The organism is Ancylobacter sp. VNQ12 (assembly GCF_049445835.1).
Taxonomy (GTDB): domain Bacteria; phylum Pseudomonadota; class Alphaproteobacteria; order Rhizobiales; family Xanthobacteraceae; genus Ancylobacter.
On sequence record NZ_JBMSDU010000001.1, the window covers coordinates 583,972 to 601,005 of the forward strand.

Consider the following 17,034-nt stretch of genomic DNA (forward strand, 5'->3'; position numbering starts at 1 on the left):
GAAGGTGGATTGTCTCAGCCGCCGGTGACGCTCATATGGCGGCGCACCGCCGGGGCCTGGCCGGGGCGGTCGATGACGAAGTCGTGCCCCTTGGGCTTGCGGAAGATGGCGTCGTCCAGCGCGGCGTGCAGCTTGTCGTCGCTTTCCGAGGCGCGCAGGGGCGCGCGCAGGTCCGCCGCATCGTCCTGGCCGAGGCACATATAGAGCGTGCCGGTGCAGGTGACGCGCACCCGGTTGCAGCCCTCGCAGAAATTATGCGTCAGCGGGGTGATGAAGCCGAGCCGCCCGCCGGTCTCCTTGATGGAGACGTAGCGCGCCGGGCCGCCGGTGCGGAAGGCGATGTCCTCCAGCGTCCAGCGCTGCGCCAGCCTGTCGCGTACGGTGGAGAGCGGCAGATACTGGTCAAGGCGCTCCGCCCCGGTCTCGCCCAGCGGCATCACTTCGATCAGCGAGACGTCCATGTCGCGCCCATGCGCCCATTCGATCAGCGCGGGGATCTCGTCCTCGTTCTCGCCGGCGAGCGCGACGGCGTTGAGCTTCACATGGATGCCGGCGTCCTGCGCCGCATCGATGCCGGCGAGCACCTTGTTGAGGTCGCCCCAGCGGGTCAGCGCGCGGAACTTCGCCGGGTCCAGCGTGTCGAGCGAGACATTGATGCGCTTCACGCCGCAATCAGCCAGCTCCTTGGCGAAGCGGGCGAGCTGCGAGCCGTTGGTGGTGAGCGTCAGTTCCTCCAGCGCGCCGGAGTCGAGATGGCGGCCGAGCGAGCGGAACAGGGTCATCACGTCGCGGCGCACCAGCGGCTCGCCGCCGGTCAGGCGCAGCTTCTTCACGCCGCGGGCGACGAAGGCCGAACACAGCCGGTCGAGTTCTTCCAGCGTCAGCAATTCGGGCTTGGGCAGGAACGTCATGTGTTCCGCCATGCAATACACACAGCGGAAATCGCAGCGGTCGGTCACCGAGACGCGCAGATAGGTCACCGCGCGGCCGAACGTGTCGACCAGCGGGGCGTGATGCATCTCACGCTGGAAACGGTCGATGATGGCTTCCTGCTGGCTCACGGACGAACTCCCGAGGTGCCGTTAGGTGACACCCTTTTCACATATTTCTAAACACTCGACGGGTGGGTGCCAAGGCGCGGCTGCCTATCGCCCGATTGTTCGCGTCACTTGAACATCACGTCGGGGTGAGGTTCTTCCCCTCGCGCACGGCGCCGACACCCGCCATCCATTCCGCACGGCCTGCGGCCGGGATCGGCCGCCGGCTTGGCGCGCGCGGCATTGATGTCTATGTGGGGAGCACACGCCACCGGGGAAAGATCGCCGTGACCGACGCCTGGCCGACCGAGATCCGACTGCACAAGGACCACAGCGCGCTCACCATCGCCTTCGAGGATGGGGCGAACTTCACGCTGCCGGCGGAATATCTGAGGGTGGAAAGCCCCTCGGCCGAGGTGCAGGGCCATTCGGCGGCGGATCGCCAGCTGGTCGCCGGCAAGCGCGAGGTGCGCATCCAGGAACTCATCCCGGTCGGCAACTACGCGGTGCGGATCGTCTTCGATGACGGCCATTCGACCGGCATCTTCACCTGGGACACGTTCCACGAACTCGGGCGCGAGCAGGAGACGCGCTGGACGCGCTATCTCCAGGAGCTGGCCTCGAAGAACCTCTCGCGCGACGCCGCCGGCACGGTGCGCCGGCACTGACTGTCTGGACGTCCTTGAGAAGGACAGCGTCATCCTGAGGTACCCGGCCAACGGCCGGGCCTCGAAGGATGTTCGTCCGGGTGCGCTTGAAGGACCATCCTTCGAGGCGCGCTGCGCGCGCACCTCAGGATGACGGTGCTTTTCCTGCGCCCGGATAGGCCGTCAGTTGTTCAGCACGACGACCGTGGTGCCGATGTTCACCCGGTTGTACAGGTCGGTGACATCGTCATTGGTCATGCGGAAGCAGCCGGAGGAGACGGCCTGGCCGATGGTCTCGGGCTCGTTCGAACCGTGGATGCGGTAGAGCGTCGAGCCGAGATACATGGCGCGGGCGCCGAGCGGATTGTCGATGCCGCCGGGCATGTAGCGCGGCAGGTCGGGGCGGCGCTTGAGCATCTGCGGCGGCGGCGTCCAGCCCGGCCATTCGGCCTTGCGGGTGATGGTCTTGACGCCCGACCAGCGGAAGCCGTCGCGGCCGACGCCGATGCCGTATTTCAGTGCCATGCCGTTGTCCTGCACGAGGTAGAGCCGGCGCTCGGCGGTGTTCACGATGACCGTGCCCGGCTTGTACTTGCCGTCATAGCGCACGGTCTGGCGCGGCACGGGCGAGCCCGAATAGCCGCTCTTCGGTCCGTTGCCGAAGTCGAACGGCTTCGGGAAAACATTGCCGAAAAAGCCCTGTGCGGAAGCGGGCGCCGCGCCCGCCACGATCAGCCCGGCCATCAATGCCGCGGTGGCCATTATTCTCAGTCGCATTTCATGCCCCACAAAGAAACGCCCAGACGTTCTCCGGCCCATTCGCGCAGCCCATACCGACGCTTCCCGACCGGCTGTCGGCGATTATGACGTGGAAACCGCCAAGGAAGCCTTGACGAAGCGGTGAAATGACCGATTGCCGATGGGGTATGGCGTCGGGGACACAGGGATGACGCAAAGGCTCACCGCCTACGCCTCTTGCGATAACGTCGTGCGGGCGGGCTATACCCGCGCCGACAAATTGCCGATCCTGTACGTCGCGACAATATCGAACAGGAGATACCCGCATGGCGGCCGATACCGCAGCATCGCACGCGGCTCAGGCGGTCGAACTCCTACCCATCGTCGTGCTGCTTGGCGCGGCTGTCATCGCGGTGCCGCTGTTCAAGCGGCTGGGGCTCGGCTCGGTGCTGGGCTATCTCGCCGCGGGCCTCGTCATCGGGCCGTTCGGGCTTGGCGTGTTCACCGATCCGCAGTCGATCCTGCACGTCGCCGAGCTCGGCGTGGTCATGTTTCTGTTCGTCATCGGGCTGGAGATGCAACCCTCCCGCCTGTGGGCGATGCGGGGGGAGATCTTCGGCCTCGGCCTGGCGCAGGTCGGCCTGTGCATCGCGCTGTTGACCTGCGTCGGCCTGGCGCTGGGCTATCCCGTGCCCGAAAGTTTCATTGCCGGCACCGGCTTCGTGCTCACCTCCACCGCCATCGTCATGCAGATGCTGGAGGAGCGGCGCACGCTGGCCGTGCCGAAGGGCCGGCGCATCGTCGCCATCCTGCTGCTGGAAGACCTCGCCATCGTGCCGCTGCTGGCGCTGGTCGCCTTCCTGGCGCCGGGCGGAGCCGAGGTCACGCTGACGGAGCGGCTGGCCGGCATCGCCCTCGGCCTCGCGGCGATCGCCGCGCTCATCCTCGCCGGGCGCTACCTGCTCGATCCGATGTTCCGCATCCTCGGCAAGGCCAAGGCACGCGAGGTGATGACGGCGGCGGCGCTGTTCGTCGTGCTCGGCGCGGCCTTCGCCATGCAGCTGGTGGGCCTTTCCATGGCGATGGGCGCCTTCCTCGCCGGCGTGCTGCTGTCGGAATCGACCTTCCGTCACCAGCTTGAGGCCGACATCGAGCCGTTTCGCGGCATCCTGCTCGGCCTGTTCTTCCTCGGCGTCGGCATGGCGCTGGATCTTGCCGTCATCGCCGCCAACTGGCGGCTCATCGCGATCGCCGTCGTCGCCTACATGGTGCTGAAGTTCATCGGTATCTATGCCATCGCCCGGCTGTTCCGCGCCAGCAACCGCGAGGCGGTCGAGCGCGCGGTGCTGATGGCGCAGGGTGGCGAGTTCGCCTTCGTGCTTTACGCCGCGGCGACCTCGGTCGGCATCATCGATATGGAATCCAACGCGGTGCTCGCCGCCACCATCATCGTCTCGATGGCGCTGACGCCGGTCCTGGTCATCGCGCATGACCGGCTGATGCCGAAGGCGGCGCCCTCCACGACGGGCGTCGAGGTGGCGCAGAACCTCAATGCGAACGTGCTGATGATCGGTTTCGGCCGGTTCGGCCAGATCGTCAGCCAGCCGCTGCTGGGCCATGCCTGCTCGATCTCGCTGATCGAATCCGATCCGGACCTGATCCGCGATTCCCGCGATTTCGGCTTCAAGGTCTATTACGGCGACGGTACCCGGCTCGACATATTGCATGCCGCCGGCGCCGCCGGGGCGCGGCTCATCATCGTCGCGGTGAACGATGCCGAGGCGGCGCTGAAGATCACCGAGCTGGTCAAGGCGGAATTCCCGCTGGTGCCGGTGCTGGCGCGGGCGATCGATCGCGAGCACGCGGCGGCGCTGCTCAATGCCGGCGCCGATTTCCAGATCCGCGAGACCTTCGAATCGGCGCTTGTCCTGGGGGAAAAGGCGTTGGAGATGATGGACGCGGAAGAGAGCGAACGGGCCGAGGTGATGGCCGACGTTCGTCGCCGCGACGCCGAACGGCTCTCTTTGGAGCTGACCGGCGGCCTCTACGATACGGCGGCGCGCAGCCTCATCCTCGGTAATCTGCCGCTGAAGCCGGCCCCGTCCGGCGAGGCGTCGTGATGAGCGGCGCCGACGCGGCCATCGCCTCGGTGCTGCGCTTCTGGAACGAGGCGGGCGAGGATCTGTGGTTCGCCAAGGACGAGGCGTTCGACCGCCGCTTCCGCGAGCGCTTCCTCGACCTTCACCTGGCGGTGGCGGCGCGCCGGCACGACGACTGGATCGGCACGGTGGAGGGCGCGCTGGCGCTGATCATCCTCGCCGACCAGTTCCCGCGCAACGCCTGGCGCGGCACCGCGCATATGTACGCCACCGATCCGCTCGCCCGGCTTTATGGGCGGCAGGCGGCGCAGGCCGGCTTCATGGCGCAGGTGGCGGACGCGCTGAAGGTGTTCTTCGTGCTGCCCTTCGCCCATTCCGAGAATGCCGCCGACCAGGACCTGTGCGTCGCGCTGAGCGCCGTGCTGGACGCGGAGGCTCGCGAGCATGCCGAGATGCACCGCGACATCATCCGCCGCTTCGGCCGCTTCCCCCATCGCAACGCGATGCTGGCGCGCGAGACCACGCCGGAGGAAGCCGCCTTCCTCGCCAATGGCGGCTTCTCGGGCTGACGATCGGGCGTCGCCACTGCCACGCGGCGGCCGATAAGTGCTACTCACGCTCTCCGGTGCCGCCGCGTCGGGATTGCTCCGATTCGACGCGCACGCATCCGGTTGGGTTGCAGGGGTCGAGATCGTGGCGATTGGTGAAGTTTACGAGACATATGATGCGGTCGGTCTGGCGGAGCTGGTGCGCCGCCGCGAAGTGACGCCCGGGGAGTTGCTCGACGAGGCGCTGGCGCGCGTCGAGGCGCTCAATCCGAAGCTGAACGCGGTGGTCATGCTGGAAGAGGGCGTCGCCCGCCGGCTGATCGAGGAAGGCCTGCCGGACGGCCCGCTCAAGGGCGTGCCGTTCCTGCTCAAGGACCTCGGCGCCGAGGCGATCGACTTCCCCTCGAACAATGGCTCGCGGCTGTTCGCCAATACCCGCTACGGCAAGGATTCTTCGATCTACGCACGTCTCAAGGCGTCCGGCCTCGTCACTTTCGGCCGTACCACCTCGCCCGAGGGCGGTGTCGGGCCGACGACGGAGGCCGCCGTCTATGGCGGGCCGACCCGCAATCCCTGGAATCCCGACCACACCTCCGGCGGCTCGTCCGGCGGGGCGGGGGCGGCGGTGGCGGCCGGCATCATCCCCGCCGCGCACGGCTCGGATGGCGGCGGCTCGGTGCGCATTCCCGCCTCCTCATGTGGGCTGTTCGGCTTCAAGGCCACCCGCGCGCGCCTGCCGGACGGGCCCTATGTCGGCGAGGGTTGGGGTGGAATGGCGATCGACGGGTTCCTTACCCGTTCGGTGCGCGATACGGCGGTGCTGCTCGACGCGACCCACGGTCCCGATCTCGGCGCGCCCTATCACGCCCCGGCGCTGGAAGTAGGATTCGCGAAGTCGCTTGCTCGCCGCGACGGACCGCTGCGCATCGCCTTCGCCACCACGACGCTGACCGGAGAGCCGATCCATCCTGAATGCCGTGTGGCGGTCGAGAAGGCGGCGAAGCTGCTTGAGGGGCTCGGTCATCATCTCATCGAGGCCCGTCCCGGCGCCGACACCAACGGCATGATGGCTGCCTGGCTCAAGGTGGTGGCCTGTGGCGCCGCGCTTTCCGTCGAGAGCTTCACGAAGAAGCGGGGCGCGCCGCTGGCAGAAGGCGAGATCGAAAGCGTCGCGCGAAGCGCCATCGACTATGCGCGTACCGTGAGCGGTGCCGACTATCTCGAATCGATCAACAAGGTGCACGCTTTTGGCCGCGAGCTTGCCGGCTTCTTCCAGGACTACGACGTGCTGCTGACCGCGACGCTTGCCGAGCCGCCGGCGAAGATCGGCCGCTTCAACCATGTCGGCCGGGACTTCGTCGATTACCGTCTCGGCAAGGGCATGGTGTTCGAATATTCGCCGTTTGCCACGGCCTTCAACGCTTCTGGCCAGCCGGCGGCCTCGCTGCCGCTGCACTGGACGCCGGAGGGCCTGCCGGTTGGCGTTCAACTCGGCGCCGCCGCGAACCATGAGGAGCTGCTGCTCGGCCTCTGTGCGCGGGTGGAAGAGGCGGCGCCGTGGTTCCAGCGCCGCCCGCCCGTCACCTACGCCGCGTTGCGCTCATAGGTGATCCGGCCGCCGCAGATGGTGACGGCCACTTTCAGCGCATCGATCTCCTCCGGCGGCGTCGCTTCGATGTCGCCGGTGAGGATGACGACGTCGCCGACAAGGCCCGGGCGGAGCCGGCCCTTGCTCGCCTCGGTGAATTCGGTGAACGCACCGTCCACGGTGAAGCCGGCGATGGAATCGGCAAGGCTCTGGCGCTCGTCCGGCGCGCCCTCGAACACCGGCCCGCGCGTCACCGCCGTCTTGATGCCAAGCAGCGGGTCGAGCGGGGCGACCGGCCAGTCGCTGGCGAAGACAAGGCGCGCGCCGGTGTTGCGGATGCTCTGCCAGGGATAGGCGAGCCGCATCCGCTCGCGCCCGACCATGGAGAGGATGGGCTCGGGCGGGTAATAGCCGCCCGGCGCATGGGTCGGCTGCATCGAGGCGATGACGCCGAGCCCGGCAAAGCGCGGCAGGTCGGCGGGCGCCAATATCTCGATATGCTCGATGCGGTGTCGGCTGTCGCGGCGGCCATTGGCCCGCTGCGCCGCTTCATAGCTGTTGAGCGTGCGGTTGACGGCGGCGTCACCGATGGCGTGGACCGTGATCTGGAAGCCGAGGCGGTCGATCTCCGTGCAGATGGCGTCGAACTCGTCCTGCTCGAAATAGGAGGAGCCGCGCACGCCCGGTGCGGTGTCGTAGTCGGCGAACATGTGGGCGGTGGTGGATTCGACCACGCCGTCCATGAAGATCTTCACGAAATCGGCCTTCAGCCGGTCCGAGTGCCAGCGCCGGCGCATCTCCACCGCCTTCTCCAGCTCGGACAGCGCCATGCCGGGCAGGAAGCGGAACGGCACGCGGCCGCGCACGGTCAAATCGCCCGCCGCCTCGATCTCGCCGAGCAGCTCCAGCTGGTAGAAATTGCCGTCCATGTTGTGGAAGCTGGTGATGCCGAGCGAGGCGCAATAGGCGAGCCCCTGCTTGATGATCTCCTTGTCGATGGCGCGCTGCGCGGGCGTCGGCGGGCTCGCGGGCTCCACACCCTGCAAACCGAGCATTTCGCGTCCGCCCGTCGGGGTGAGTTCGGCGACGGGGGCGAAGCCCTCGAATTCGCGCAGTTCGCCGGTGGCGAGGCCGTCCGCGCCCATGACGATCTCGTTGCCGGGCGGCACCTGCTTGCCGTTGAGGATGCCGGCGAGCTTCAAGGCGGGGGTGTTCGCCCACATGGTGTGATGGTCGCTGGCGAAGAAGGCGAGTGGCCGGTCGGGCAGCACGCGGTCGAGCACATGGCGGGTGATCGGCTCATGATCGCCGAACATGAAATAGGCCGCCTGCTCGGCGATCAGCAGCTGGTCCGCCGGCTCGCGCGCCGCGCGCTGGCGTACCGCGGCGGCGATGGCGTCGAAGCCGGTCAGTCCGGCGAGCGACAGGCTGTTAAGCTGCGCGCCGCCGGTGAACAGGTGGATGTGGCTCTCGATGAAGCCGGGCAGCACGGAAGCGCCCCCGGCATTGATGCGGCGAAGCGCCGCTGGTGCGGCGGCGGCCACCTCGGCGCGGCTGCCGACTGCCAACACGAGCCCATCCTTGAGGGCAATAGCCTCGGCGTAGGGCCGTGCGGGATCCATCGTGATGACGCGGGCATTCTCGATGATGAGGTCGGCGGTCGGCACGGGCTGCTCCCAAATTTGGCGGGCTAAAAATATGATCACATTCTTAGCCGGCCGCCTTGCCGGAATCCAACCCGTCACATACGCTCCCTGAAAATCAGAACAGCGGCGCACGCGATGAGCGGGTGTCTTCCAGAGAACGGCAATAAAATCACGGGTGTATGATGCCGGAGCCTGCCGCGGCACAGGATAAGCGCGTCGCCATCGAGGCCAGGGGTATCGTCAAGGAATTCGGCCAGGGGCCGAGTGCCCTCCGGGCTCTCGACAATGTTTCCGTGTCGATCCGGGAGAACGAGTTCTTCACGCTGCTCGGGCCTTCCGGCTGCGGCAAGACCACCCTGCTGCGGATGATCGCCGGCTTCGAATTCCCCACCGAAGGCGCCATCCTGCTGCATGGCGAGGACATTGCCGGCCTGCCGCCGTTCAAGCGGCCGATCAACACCGTGTTCCAGAGCTACGCGCTGTTTCCGCACCTCACCGTGTGGGAGAACGTCGCCTTCGGCTTGCAGATGCTGGGTCGTCCCAAGGCCGAGATCGATCGGCGCGTCGGCGAGATGCTCAAGCTGGTGCGCATGGAGGAGTTGGCGCAGCGCCGCACCGACCAGATTTCCGGCGGCCAGGGCCAGCGCGTGGCGCTCGCCCGTGCGCTCGCGCCGGCGCCCAAGGTGCTGCTGCTCGACGAGCCACTCTCCGCGCTCGACTACAAGCTGCGCAAGGAGATGCAGATCGAGCTCAAGCGCATGCAGCACGAGACCGGCATCACCTTCGTCTTCGTCACCCACGACCAGGAAGAAGCGCTGACCATGTCGGACCGCATCGCGGTCATGTCGAAGGGCAAGGTGCTGCAGATCGGCTCGCCCTGGGACATCTACGACAAGCCGGCCGACCGCTTCGTCGCCGACTTCATCGGCGAGACCAACCTTCTCACTGGCGCCATCCTCGGCATTGAACAGGGCGTGGCGCGGGTAAGGCTGACATCCGGCGTCGAGATCGCCGCTACCGTCGCCGAAGGGCTGGTGCCGAGGGCCGAAGTCACTGTCGTCGTCCGCCCGGAACATGCGCGGGCGGTGCCGGGCGGGGGAGGCCAGCTTTCGGGCCTCGTCGAGAACGTCGTCTATTTCGGCACCGACACGCATATCCACATCAAGCTCGACGGCGGCGAGCTGTTCATGGTGCGCCAGCAGAACAGCCGCACGCAGTCCTGCGGTTTCGCGGTCGGCGACCGCGCCGGCATCGAGATCGCGTCCGATGCGGCGCAGGTTCTGAGAGACTGACCATGGCGAGCGCTGCCGAGACGGCGAGGAAGGCGGAACGGGAGAAAATCCGCGGGCGCTGGCTGCTGTCGGCGCCGGCGCTGATCATCATCTTCGTCGCGGCCACCGGCCCGCTCTTCGTGATGCTGGCCTATTCCTTCATGGCCAAGGGCGACTATGGCGATGTGAAGCCGGTCTTCTCGCTGGACGGGTGGTTCTCCGTGCTGTTCCAGCGCGACATGTTCGACGACACGCTCTCGCTCGCCGACGCGCATCTGTCGATCGTCTGGCGCTCGCTGCGGCTGTCGGTGATCACCACCCTCGCCACCCTCGTGCTGGGCTTCCCGACGGCCTATTTCATCGCCACCCGGCCGCGCAACACCCGCGAGGTCTGGGTGTTCCTGGTGACCATCCCGTTCTGGACCAACCTGCTGATCCGCACCTTCGCCATGCAGCAGGTGATCCGCAACGAGGGCATCATCAACTCGCTGCTGCGCGCCGCCGGCATCATCGATCAGCCGTTGCAGATCATGTACACCGACTGGGCGATCCTGTTCGGCATGGTCTATGTCTACCTGCCGCTGATGGTGCTGCCGCTCTATGCCAGCATGGAGAAGATCGACTTCCGCCTGGTCGAGGCGGGCTACGATCTCTATGCCGGCCGGCTCAGCGTGCTGCGGCGCATCATCATCCCGCTGGTGATGCCGGGCATCGTCGCCGGCTCCATCCTCGTCTTCATTCCCTCGCTCGGTGCCTATGTCATTCCGCGCGTGCTGGGCGGGGGCAAGAACATGATGCTCGGCAACCTGATCGAGCTGCAGTTCGGCGCCGGCCGCAACTGGCCGCTCGGCGCCGCGCTGTCCATCACGCTGATGGCGCTCGTGATGCTCGCTCTCATGGTCTATGTGCGCAACGCCACCCGCTCGGGAGCGCAGCATGGCTAGGCGCTTCGACATACGCAGCCAGCCCGGCTTCGGCACCATCGCGATGTTCACCTTCGCGCTGCTCTATCTGCCGATCATCACGCTGGTTGCCTACGCCTTCAACGCGAGCGAGTCGTTGACCGTCTGGGGCGGCTTCTCGCTGCGCTGGTTCAACGATGCCTGGCAGAACGAGGCGGTGAAGGACGCGGCATGGCGCTCGCTGGTGATCGCCGCCTTCGCCGCGACCATCGCCACGGCGGCCGCGACCATGGCCGCCATCGCCACCACCCGCACCGAACCCTATCGCGGCCTCGGGCTCAAATACGCCTTCATCAACCAGCCGCTGATGGTGCCGGAGATCGTCACCGCCGTGGCGCTGCTGATCGTGTTCTCGCGCATCAAGGTGTGGACTGGCTATTCCGGCCTCGGCTACCTGATCCTGGCGCATACGGCGTTCTGCATCCCCTTCGCCTATCTGCCGATCCGGGCGCGGCTGGAGAGCATGGATTCCTCGCTGGAGCGCGCGGCGGCCGATCTCTACGCCACGCCGTGGCAGGCGTTCCGCCGGGTGACTCTGCCGCTGCTGCGCCCCGGCATCATCGCCGGCTTCATGCTCGCCTTCGTCATCTCGCTCGACGACGTCGTCATCAGCGAGTTCGTCAAGTCGGGCGGGCAGGACACGCTGCCGACCTATATGCTCGGCCAGCTCCGCCGCGTGGTGACCCCGCAGGTCAACGCCATCGCGACAGCCTTCCTCGCTCTTTCCGTTCTGCTCGTGACGGCATTTTTCTTCATCAACCGCAAGAAAACTTGAAAACAAAGACCTGAAGACAACAAAACCTACGGAGACGGAACATGAACTGGAAGATGACGGCGGCCAGCGCGGCCGTGGCGATCCTCGGTTTTGCCGGCAGTGCCGCGGCCGAGGGCGCGCTCAACATCTACAATTGGGGCGACTACACCAGCCCCGAGATGATCAAGAAGTTCGAGGACAAGTACAAGGTCAAGGTCACGGTCACCGACTACGATTCGAACGACACCGCGCTCGCCAAGGTGCGCGCCGGTGGTCATGGCTTCGACATCGTGGTGCCCTCCGCCAACTACGTGCCGATCTGGATCAAGGAAGGGCTGCTGCTCGAAGCGCGCCCCGACCAGATGGAGAACTTCAAGAACGTCGATCCGCGCTGGGTGGACGTTCAGTGGGATCCGGGCCGCCACTACACCGTTCCGTGGCAGTGGGGCCTGAGCGGCATCGGCGTGAACAAGAAGGTCTATGGCGGCGATATCAACACCTCGGCGATCTTCCTCGATCCGCCGAAGGAGCTGGTCGGCAAGATCAATGTCGAGCCGGAAATGAGCGACGTGCTGTTCGCCACCATCAAGTATTTCGGTGGCAGCTGGTGCACGGCCGACAAGGAAGTGCTCAAGAAGGTGCGTGACAAGCTGGTCGAGGCGAAGCCGAAATGGCTCGCCATGGATTACAGCGTCACCGAGAAGCTGCCCTCGGGCGACTATGCCGGCGTCTATTACTGGAACGGCGCCATCCTGCGCTCGCGCCTGAAGAACCCGGACATCGCCTTCGGCTATCCCAAGGAAGGCTACCCGCTGTTCATGGACAGCGTCGCCATCCTGAAGGACGCCAAGAATGTCGAGAACGCCAAGCTGTTCATGAACTTCATCATGGAGCCCGAGAACGCGGCGATGATCTCGGCCTTCGCCAAATATGCCAACGGCATCAAGGGCTCCGCGCAGTTCATGCCGGCGGAGATGAAGGACGCGCCCGAACTCGTCATTCCCGCGCAGTTCGAGAAGGCCGGCGAGTTCCTGCAGGCCTGCCCGCCGGAGGTGAACGAGCTCTATACCCGCATCTGGACCGACGTGAACAAGTGAGCTGAGCGCCGCAGGGCAGGGGGCATCCGTCGTCGCCCCGCGCATGCCCGCTTCTGACGAACATCGAGAGCCGTCCGTGCCCCGCGCACGGGCGGCTTTCCTGTTTCCGACCGCTGCCGGCGCGTGGCACCCCAACGTATAGCGTGGCCAACCGAACGGCCGATATCGGTGCGGAGGGCGCTGACCCTAACGTCTGCGGACCAGCGGCCGCCCCGCATCGGCGGCGCAGATCGTTCCAGAGGGAGATGGGCCATGGAGCCAGCGCAGTTACCAACCGCCCTGAAGGCCGGGGAGCCGGCGCCCGGCTTCACGCTGCCGGCAACGCCGGACCAGTTCCTTTCGCTCGCCGATCTCAAGGGCGCGCCGGTCATCCTCGCCTTCTACCCCGCCGACTGGAGCCCGGTCTGCGGCGACCAGATGGGGCTCTACAATCAGGTGCTGCCGGAGTTCCACCGCTATGGCGCGCAGCTCGTCGGCATCTCGACCGACGGTGTCTGGTGCCATGCCGCCTTCGCCGCCGACCGCAAGCTGCACTTTCCGCTGCTGGCCGATTTCGAGCCGAAGGGCGCGGTCGCGCAGGCGTTCGGGGTCTATCGCCGGCATGAGGGCACCTCCGAGCGAGCGCTGTTCGTGCTCGACGGCGAGGGCACCGTCCGCTGGAGCTACGTCTCCCCGGTCGGCATCAATCCGGGCGCCGACGGCATTCTGGCCGCGCTTGAGGCGCTTGCCGCCCCGCCCGCCGCTACCCCCAAGGAAATGGGAGCCGTGTCATGAGCCATCTCACCCCGCCCGTCGGCCCGTCCGACCATATGCGCGGCCATGCCGACGCGCCGGTCACGCTGGTCGAATATGGCGATTTCGAATGCCCCTATTGCGGCGAGTTCTACCCCGAGCTGAAGGTGGTCGAGCGCGCCATGGGCAGTCTGCTGCGCGTCGTCTTCCGCAACTTCCCGCTCACCGAGGCGCATCCCCATGCCGCCCATGCCGCCGCCTTCGCGGAAGCGGCGGGCGCGCAGGGGCTGTTCTGGCAGGCGCATGACATCCTCTACGAGCACCAGGATGCACTCGACGATGAAAGCCTCATCGCCTATGGCCGCGTCATCGGGCTCGACCGGGCGCATGTCGTCGCGGCGCTGGAAGGCAGCCATGCCGAGAAGATCCGCCAGGACTTCGTCGACGGCCTGCACAGGGGGGTGAACGGCACGCCATGCCTGTTCATCAACGGCCAGCGCTATGACGGCCCACGCGACGCGCAGTCGCTCGCCGAGGTGATCGAGCGCGTGGCCCGCGCCTATGCGTGAGCGTCGGCCGGGCCGGGCTTCAGCCGCCCGGCCAGCAGCTCGATGAACGACCGCACCTTGGCCGGCACCAGCCGTCGGCTTGGATACACCGCCCAGATGGCGAGCGGCTCCGGCTCGGCGTCGTCGAGCACGACCGCGCGCAGCCGGCCCTCGGCGAGATCGGCGGCGACGTCCCACGCCGACAGGTTGGCGATGCCCAGCCCGCCGCGACAGGCCTCGTGGATCGCGTCGATCGAGTTGGCGGTGAAGCGGCCCGCCACCCTGACCTGACGGGTGGCGTCGGCGTTGCGAAAGCTCCAGCGCGCCGGCGCGGAACTGGTGAGGCATTCATGGGTGCCAAGCTCCGCCAGCGCGGTGGGTGTGCCGCGGCGCTCGACATAGGACGGCGCGGCGACGAGACGGCGCGGATTGTCGGCGAGGCGGCGGGCGATGAGGTTGCTGTCGCCGAGCTCGGCGATGCGGATGGCGAGATCGAAGCCGTCGGCGACGATGTCGACCAGCGCATCGGTCAGCTGCAGGTCGACCTGCACCTGCCGATAGCGCGCCATGAACGCCACCACCGCCGGCGCGACCACCTGCCGGCCGAAGGCGAGCGAGGCGCTGACCCGCAGCAGGCCGGAAGGACCCGAGCGGGCGCCGCGCACGCTGGCCAGCGCCGCGGCCTGCTCCTCCAGCAGCGCGCGGGCATGGGGCAGGAACACCTGCCCCTCATCGGTCAGAGACAGCGCGCGGGTGGTGCGGTGGAACAGCCGCGTGCCGAGTTCGTCCTCCAGCGCGGCGATCAGCCGGGTCGCCTTCATCGGCGACAGCCGCAGCCGACGCGCTGCCTCCGCCAGGCTGCCGGCGGTGGCGGTCTCACTGAGCAAAGCGAGGGCGGTAAAATCCATGATAACGAAACTCGATATAATCGTGCATCAGCGAAGGACACTATAACAAATTCGGCGTTGGTCTATCTCTCACATCAACGAAACCCAATTCCCCTCGCCATTCCTCCGGCGAGGCGCGGGAGAAGACCCATGTCCGTGCCGGATACGATCGCAGGCGAGGTGAGCCCCAAGGCGGCCCTCGGCCTCGGCTCCACTTTCGCCATGGCCGCCGCCGCCGGCGTCGCGGTCGCCAACATCTATTACAACCAGCCCATGCTTGCGGTCATCGAGCAGGACCTGCCGGGCAGCCTCGCCGGGGCCATCCCGACGGCAACGCAGCTTGGCTACGCGCTTGGCCTGTTCCTGCTGGTGCCGCTCGGCGATCTCGTCGAACGGCGGCGGCTGATCATCCTCCAGTTCGTGCTGCTGGCCGGCACGCTCGCCCTCGCCGCCGTCGCTCCCGGCGCGGCGGCCATGGTGGCGGTGTCGCTCGTCATCGGCCTCTTGTCGACGGTGGCGCAACAGATCGTCCCGCTGGCGGCGCATCTGGCAGCGCCGGAACGGCGCGGCGCCACGGTCGGTACCGTTATGGCCGGCCTGCTCACCGGCATCCTGCTCAGCCGCACGCTTGCCGGCTTCGTTGCCACCCATGCCGGCTGGCGCGAAATGTTCTGGCTCGCCGTGCCGATGGCGCTAGCCGCCGCCGGGTTGATGGCGCTGGTGCTGTCGCACAGCGCGCCGGATTCCGACATGAATTACGGCCGGCTGCTGCGCTCCATCGGCCATCTCTGGGTCGAGTTCCCCGCCTTGCGGCTTGCCGCGCTGACGCAGGCCGCGCTGTTCGCCGCCTTCACCGTGTTCTGGACCATCCTTGCCTTCCGGCTCGAACAGCCCGCCTTCGGCTTCGGTGCCGACATCGCCGGCCTGTTCGGTCTCGTCGGCGCGGTCGGCATCCTCGCGGCCCCGCTGGCCGGGCGTTTCGCCGACAGGCACGGCGCCACCGGCACGGTGCTGCTCGGCGCGGTGGTCACGCTGGCCTCGTGGATCGTGTTCGGCCTGTGGGGCTCGCTGGCCGGGCTGGTGGTCGGCGTGGTGCTGCTGGATTTCGGCATGCAGAGCGCGCTGGTGTCGAACCAGCACATCGTCTTCGCGCTGCGTCCTGCCGCGCGGGCCCGGCTCAACACCGTACTGATGGGCGCGATGTTCCTCGGCGGCGCGTTCGGCTCGGCCACGGCGACGCTGGCCTGGGACGCCGGCGGCTGGCACGCGGTGAGCGGGCTCGGCATCGCCTTCGCCTTCCTCGCATCCGGCCTTCAGCTGAATGCCGCGCGCCGGCGTCGCGGCTGAGGAGAGAGCGTCATGAACGCAAAGCGCATCATCGTCGTCGGCGGCTCCATTGGCGGGCTGTTCGCTGCCACCCTGCTGCACCGTGCCGGCTTCGACGTCACGGTGCATGAGCGCTCGATCCATGGGCTGGAGGGGCGCGGCGCCGGCCTCGTCGCCCAGCACGAGGTGTTCGCCATCCTGCGCGAGGCCGGCTTCGAGCATGTCGCCCGCATCGGCGTGACCGCGCCGGAGCGGATCTATCTCGACCGGGCAGGGGAGATCATCGAGCGCCAGCATATGCCGCAGACCCAGCTTTCCTGGGATGTGCTGTTCCGCAGCTTCCGCGAGTTGCTGCCGGACGAGCGCTATGTCGGCGGGCGGGCGGTGGTGGCGGTGACGCAGGATGCCGAAGCCGCCGGCGTGCATTTCGCCGATGGCGGGGTGGAGTGGGCGGACCTCGTCATCGGCGCCGACGGAATCGGCTCGCTGGTGCGCGGCGCGGTGGCGGGACCGCACTCGTGCCCGGATTACGTCGGCTACGCCACCTGGCGCGGCCTGGTGCCGGAGGCCGACATGCCGCGCGCGGCGGCGGACCAGCTGTTCGAGCGCTTCGCCTTCTACCAGATGCCCGGCTCGCACATTCTCGGCTATCTCGTCGCCGGGGCGGACGGGGCGACGACGGTCGGGCGCCGGCGCTACAACTGGGTCTGGTACCGGCGCTACACGTCCGACGAACTCGGCGAGGTGCTCACCGACATTGACGGTCGGCGACGGCCCTATTCGCTGGCGCCGGGGCGGGTGCGGCCAGAGGTGGTTGAGGCGATGCGGGCGGCTGCCGGCGACGTGCTGCCGGCCTCGTTCCGCGAGGCGGTGCGCGCCGAGCCCCGGCCTTTCCTGCACGCCATCTTCGATTATGCGACGCCGCGCATGGTGGCGGGGCGGATCGCGCTGCTGGGCGATGCCGCCTTTGTCGCCCGCCCGCACACCGCGATGGGTGTCGCCAAGGCGGCGGGCGACGCCATGGCGTTGCGCGACGCGCTGATCGCGCAGGACGACCTGACCACTGCGCTGGCGGCCTATGAAGGCGAACGGGCCTCGGTCGGCCGCTCCATCGTCGCCTATGGCCAGCGCCTCGGCCGCTCGCTCGGCTGAGG

16 protein-coding genes are annotated in these 17,034 nt (G+C 67.6%); 12 read left to right on the top strand and 4 right to left on the bottom strand.

All coding sequences use genetic code 11. The features are described 5' to 3' along the window. Positions 1 to 14: 14 nt before the first annotated feature. Positions 15 to 1,061: a GTP 3',8-cyclase MoaA gene (gene moaA, locus ACO2RV_RS02705; protein WP_423289527.1), complete on the bottom strand. Its 1,047-nt coding sequence runs from the start codon at positions 1,059 to 1,061 to the stop codon at positions 15 to 17. Between the two features lie 263 nt (positions 1,062 to 1,324). On the opposite strand from moaA, the gene ACO2RV_RS02710 reads away from it, so the two are divergent. Continuing rightward, the gene (locus tag ACO2RV_RS02710; RefSeq protein WP_297686034.1) at positions 1,325 to 1,705 is read left to right on the top strand and encodes a DUF971 domain-containing protein; all 381 of its coding nucleotides are present in this window, start codon (positions 1,325 to 1,327) and stop codon (positions 1,703 to 1,705) included. A 162-nt stretch (positions 1,706 to 1,867) separates the two neighbouring features. Here the strand turns inward: ACO2RV_RS02710 and ACO2RV_RS02715 are convergent, their stop codons facing one another. Next, positions 1,868 to 2,446, bottom strand: coding sequence for a L,D-transpeptidase (locus tag ACO2RV_RS02715; protein ID WP_423289530.1), 579 nt, complete (start codon positions 2,444 to 2,446; stop codon positions 1,868 to 1,870). Positions 2,447 to 2,748: 302 nt separating this feature from the next. Between ACO2RV_RS02715 and ACO2RV_RS02720 the strand changes: the two genes are divergently transcribed. The 3 genes from ACO2RV_RS02720 to ACO2RV_RS02730 all read left to right on the top strand — a co-directional run bounded on the left by ACO2RV_RS02720 (position 2,749) and on the right by ACO2RV_RS02730 (position 6,675). Next, entirely contained in the window at positions 2,749 to 4,542 is a 1,794-nt protein-coding gene (locus tag ACO2RV_RS02720) for a monovalent cation:proton antiporter-2 (CPA2) family protein (RefSeq protein ID WP_423289532.1), read from the top strand. Then, positions 4,542 to 5,090 (top strand): DUF924 family protein, encoded by a 549-nt coding sequence (locus ACO2RV_RS02725; RefSeq protein ID WP_423289534.1) that lies wholly within the window; start codon positions 4,542 to 4,544, stop codon positions 5,088 to 5,090. The genes ACO2RV_RS02720 and ACO2RV_RS02725 overlap by 1 nt, the downstream gene beginning before the upstream one ends. Positions 5,091 to 5,214: 124 nt before the next feature. Then, positions 5,215 to 6,675 carry an amidase gene (locus tag ACO2RV_RS02730; RefSeq protein ID WP_423289536.1) on the top strand — a complete coding sequence of 487 codons (1,461 nt, stop codon included), beginning with the start codon at positions 5,215 to 5,217 and terminating at the stop codon, positions 6,673 to 6,675. Here ACO2RV_RS02730 and ACO2RV_RS02735 read toward each other — a convergent pair. After that, positions 6,654 to 8,324, bottom strand: coding sequence for an amidohydrolase (locus ACO2RV_RS02735; protein WP_423289538.1), 1,671 nt, complete (start codon positions 8,322 to 8,324; stop codon positions 6,654 to 6,656). The genes ACO2RV_RS02730 and ACO2RV_RS02735 overlap by 22 nt on opposite strands. A gap of 161 nt (positions 8,325 to 8,485) precedes the next feature. Between ACO2RV_RS02735 and ACO2RV_RS02740 the strand changes: the two genes are divergently transcribed. The 6 genes from ACO2RV_RS02740 (at position 8,486) to ACO2RV_RS02765 (ending at position 13,688) form a co-directional block, all read left to right on the top strand. Next, entirely contained in the window at positions 8,486 to 9,595 is a 1,110-nt protein-coding gene (locus ACO2RV_RS02740; RefSeq protein WP_423289540.1) for an ABC transporter ATP-binding protein, read from the top strand. Positions 9,596 to 9,597: 2 nt separating this feature from the next. Beyond that, entirely contained in the window at positions 9,598 to 10,518 is a 921-nt protein-coding gene (locus tag ACO2RV_RS02745; RefSeq protein WP_423289542.1) for an ABC transporter permease, read from the top strand. Next, positions 10,511 to 11,311, top strand: coding sequence for an ABC transporter permease (locus ACO2RV_RS02750; protein ID WP_423289544.1), 801 nt, complete (start codon positions 10,511 to 10,513; stop codon positions 11,309 to 11,311). Before ACO2RV_RS02745 ends, ACO2RV_RS02750 begins: the two co-directional genes overlap by 8 nt. A gap of 41 nt (positions 11,312 to 11,352) precedes the next feature. Next, complete coding sequence (locus ACO2RV_RS02755) at positions 11,353 to 12,387, top strand: extracellular solute-binding protein (protein WP_423289546.1); 1,035 nt, start codon at positions 11,353 to 11,355, stop codon at positions 12,385 to 12,387. Between the two features lie 252 nt (positions 12,388 to 12,639). After that, on the top strand, positions 12,640 to 13,161 hold the full coding sequence (locus ACO2RV_RS02760) for a redoxin domain-containing protein (RefSeq protein WP_423289548.1): 522 nt from the start codon (positions 12,640 to 12,642) through the stop codon (positions 13,159 to 13,161). Next, entirely contained in the window at positions 13,158 to 13,688 is a 531-nt protein-coding gene (locus ACO2RV_RS02765) for a DsbA family protein (protein WP_423289550.1), read from the top strand. Before ACO2RV_RS02760 ends, ACO2RV_RS02765 begins: the two co-directional genes overlap by 4 nt. On the opposite strand, the gene ACO2RV_RS02770 is transcribed toward ACO2RV_RS02765, so the two are convergent. Continuing rightward, entirely contained in the window at positions 13,679 to 14,575 is an 897-nt protein-coding gene (locus ACO2RV_RS02770; RefSeq protein WP_423289552.1) for a LysR family transcriptional regulator, read from the bottom strand. The genes ACO2RV_RS02765 and ACO2RV_RS02770 overlap by 10 nt on opposite strands. A 129-nt stretch (positions 14,576 to 14,704) precedes the next feature. Here ACO2RV_RS02770 and ACO2RV_RS02775 point away from each other — a divergent pair, with 129 nt between their 5' ends. Continuing rightward, positions 14,705 to 15,901 (top strand): MFS transporter, encoded by a 1,197-nt coding sequence (locus tag ACO2RV_RS02775; RefSeq protein WP_423289554.1) that lies wholly within the window; start codon positions 14,705 to 14,707, stop codon positions 15,899 to 15,901. Between the two features lie 12 nt (positions 15,902 to 15,913). Then, positions 15,914 to 17,032, top strand: coding sequence for an FAD binding domain-containing protein (locus ACO2RV_RS02780; RefSeq protein ID WP_423289556.1), 1,119 nt, complete (start codon positions 15,914 to 15,916; stop codon positions 17,030 to 17,032). The last annotated feature ends 2 nt before the right edge of the window (positions 17,033 to 17,034 follow it).

Excerpts from the sequence above, each read along its gene's own strand:
- ACO2RV_RS02775 (WP_423289554.1), top strand. The coding sequence starts at position 14,705 with ATGTCCGTGCCGGATACGATCGCAGGCGAGGTGAGCCCCAAGGCGGCC.
- ACO2RV_RS02715 (WP_423289530.1), bottom strand. The coding sequence starts at position 2,446 with ATGGCCACCGCGGCATTGATGGCCGGGCTGATCGTGGCGGGCGCGGCG.
- ACO2RV_RS02780 (WP_423289556.1), top strand. The coding sequence starts at position 15,914 with ATGAACGCAAAGCGCATCATCGTCGTCGGCGGCTCCATTGGCGGGCTG.
- ACO2RV_RS02720 (WP_423289532.1), top strand. The coding sequence starts at position 2,749 with ATGGCGGCCGATACCGCAGCATCGCACGCGGCTCAGGCGGTCGAACTC.
- ACO2RV_RS02725 (WP_423289534.1), top strand. The coding sequence starts at position 4,542 with ATGAGCGGCGCCGACGCGGCCATCGCCTCGGTGCTGCGCTTCTGGAAC.
- ACO2RV_RS02745 (WP_423289542.1), top strand. The coding sequence starts at position 9,598 with ATGGCGAGCGCTGCCGAGACGGCGAGGAAGGCGGAACGGGAGAAAATC.
- ACO2RV_RS02765 (WP_423289550.1), top strand. The coding sequence starts at position 13,158 with ATGAGCCATCTCACCCCGCCCGTCGGCCCGTCCGACCATATGCGCGGC.
- ACO2RV_RS02755 (WP_423289546.1), top strand. The coding sequence starts at position 11,353 with ATGAACTGGAAGATGACGGCGGCCAGCGCGGCCGTGGCGATCCTCGGT.
- ACO2RV_RS02750 (WP_423289544.1), top strand. The coding sequence starts at position 10,511 with ATGGCTAGGCGCTTCGACATACGCAGCCAGCCCGGCTTCGGCACCATC.
- ACO2RV_RS02740 (WP_423289540.1), top strand. The coding sequence starts at position 8,486 with ATGCCGGAGCCTGCCGCGGCACAGGATAAGCGCGTCGCCATCGAGGCC.
- ACO2RV_RS02760 (WP_423289548.1), top strand. The coding sequence starts at position 12,640 with ATGGAGCCAGCGCAGTTACCAACCGCCCTGAAGGCCGGGGAGCCGGCG.
- ACO2RV_RS02770 (WP_423289552.1), bottom strand. The coding sequence starts at position 14,575 with ATGGATTTTACCGCCCTCGCTTTGCTCAGTGAGACCGCCACCGCCGGC.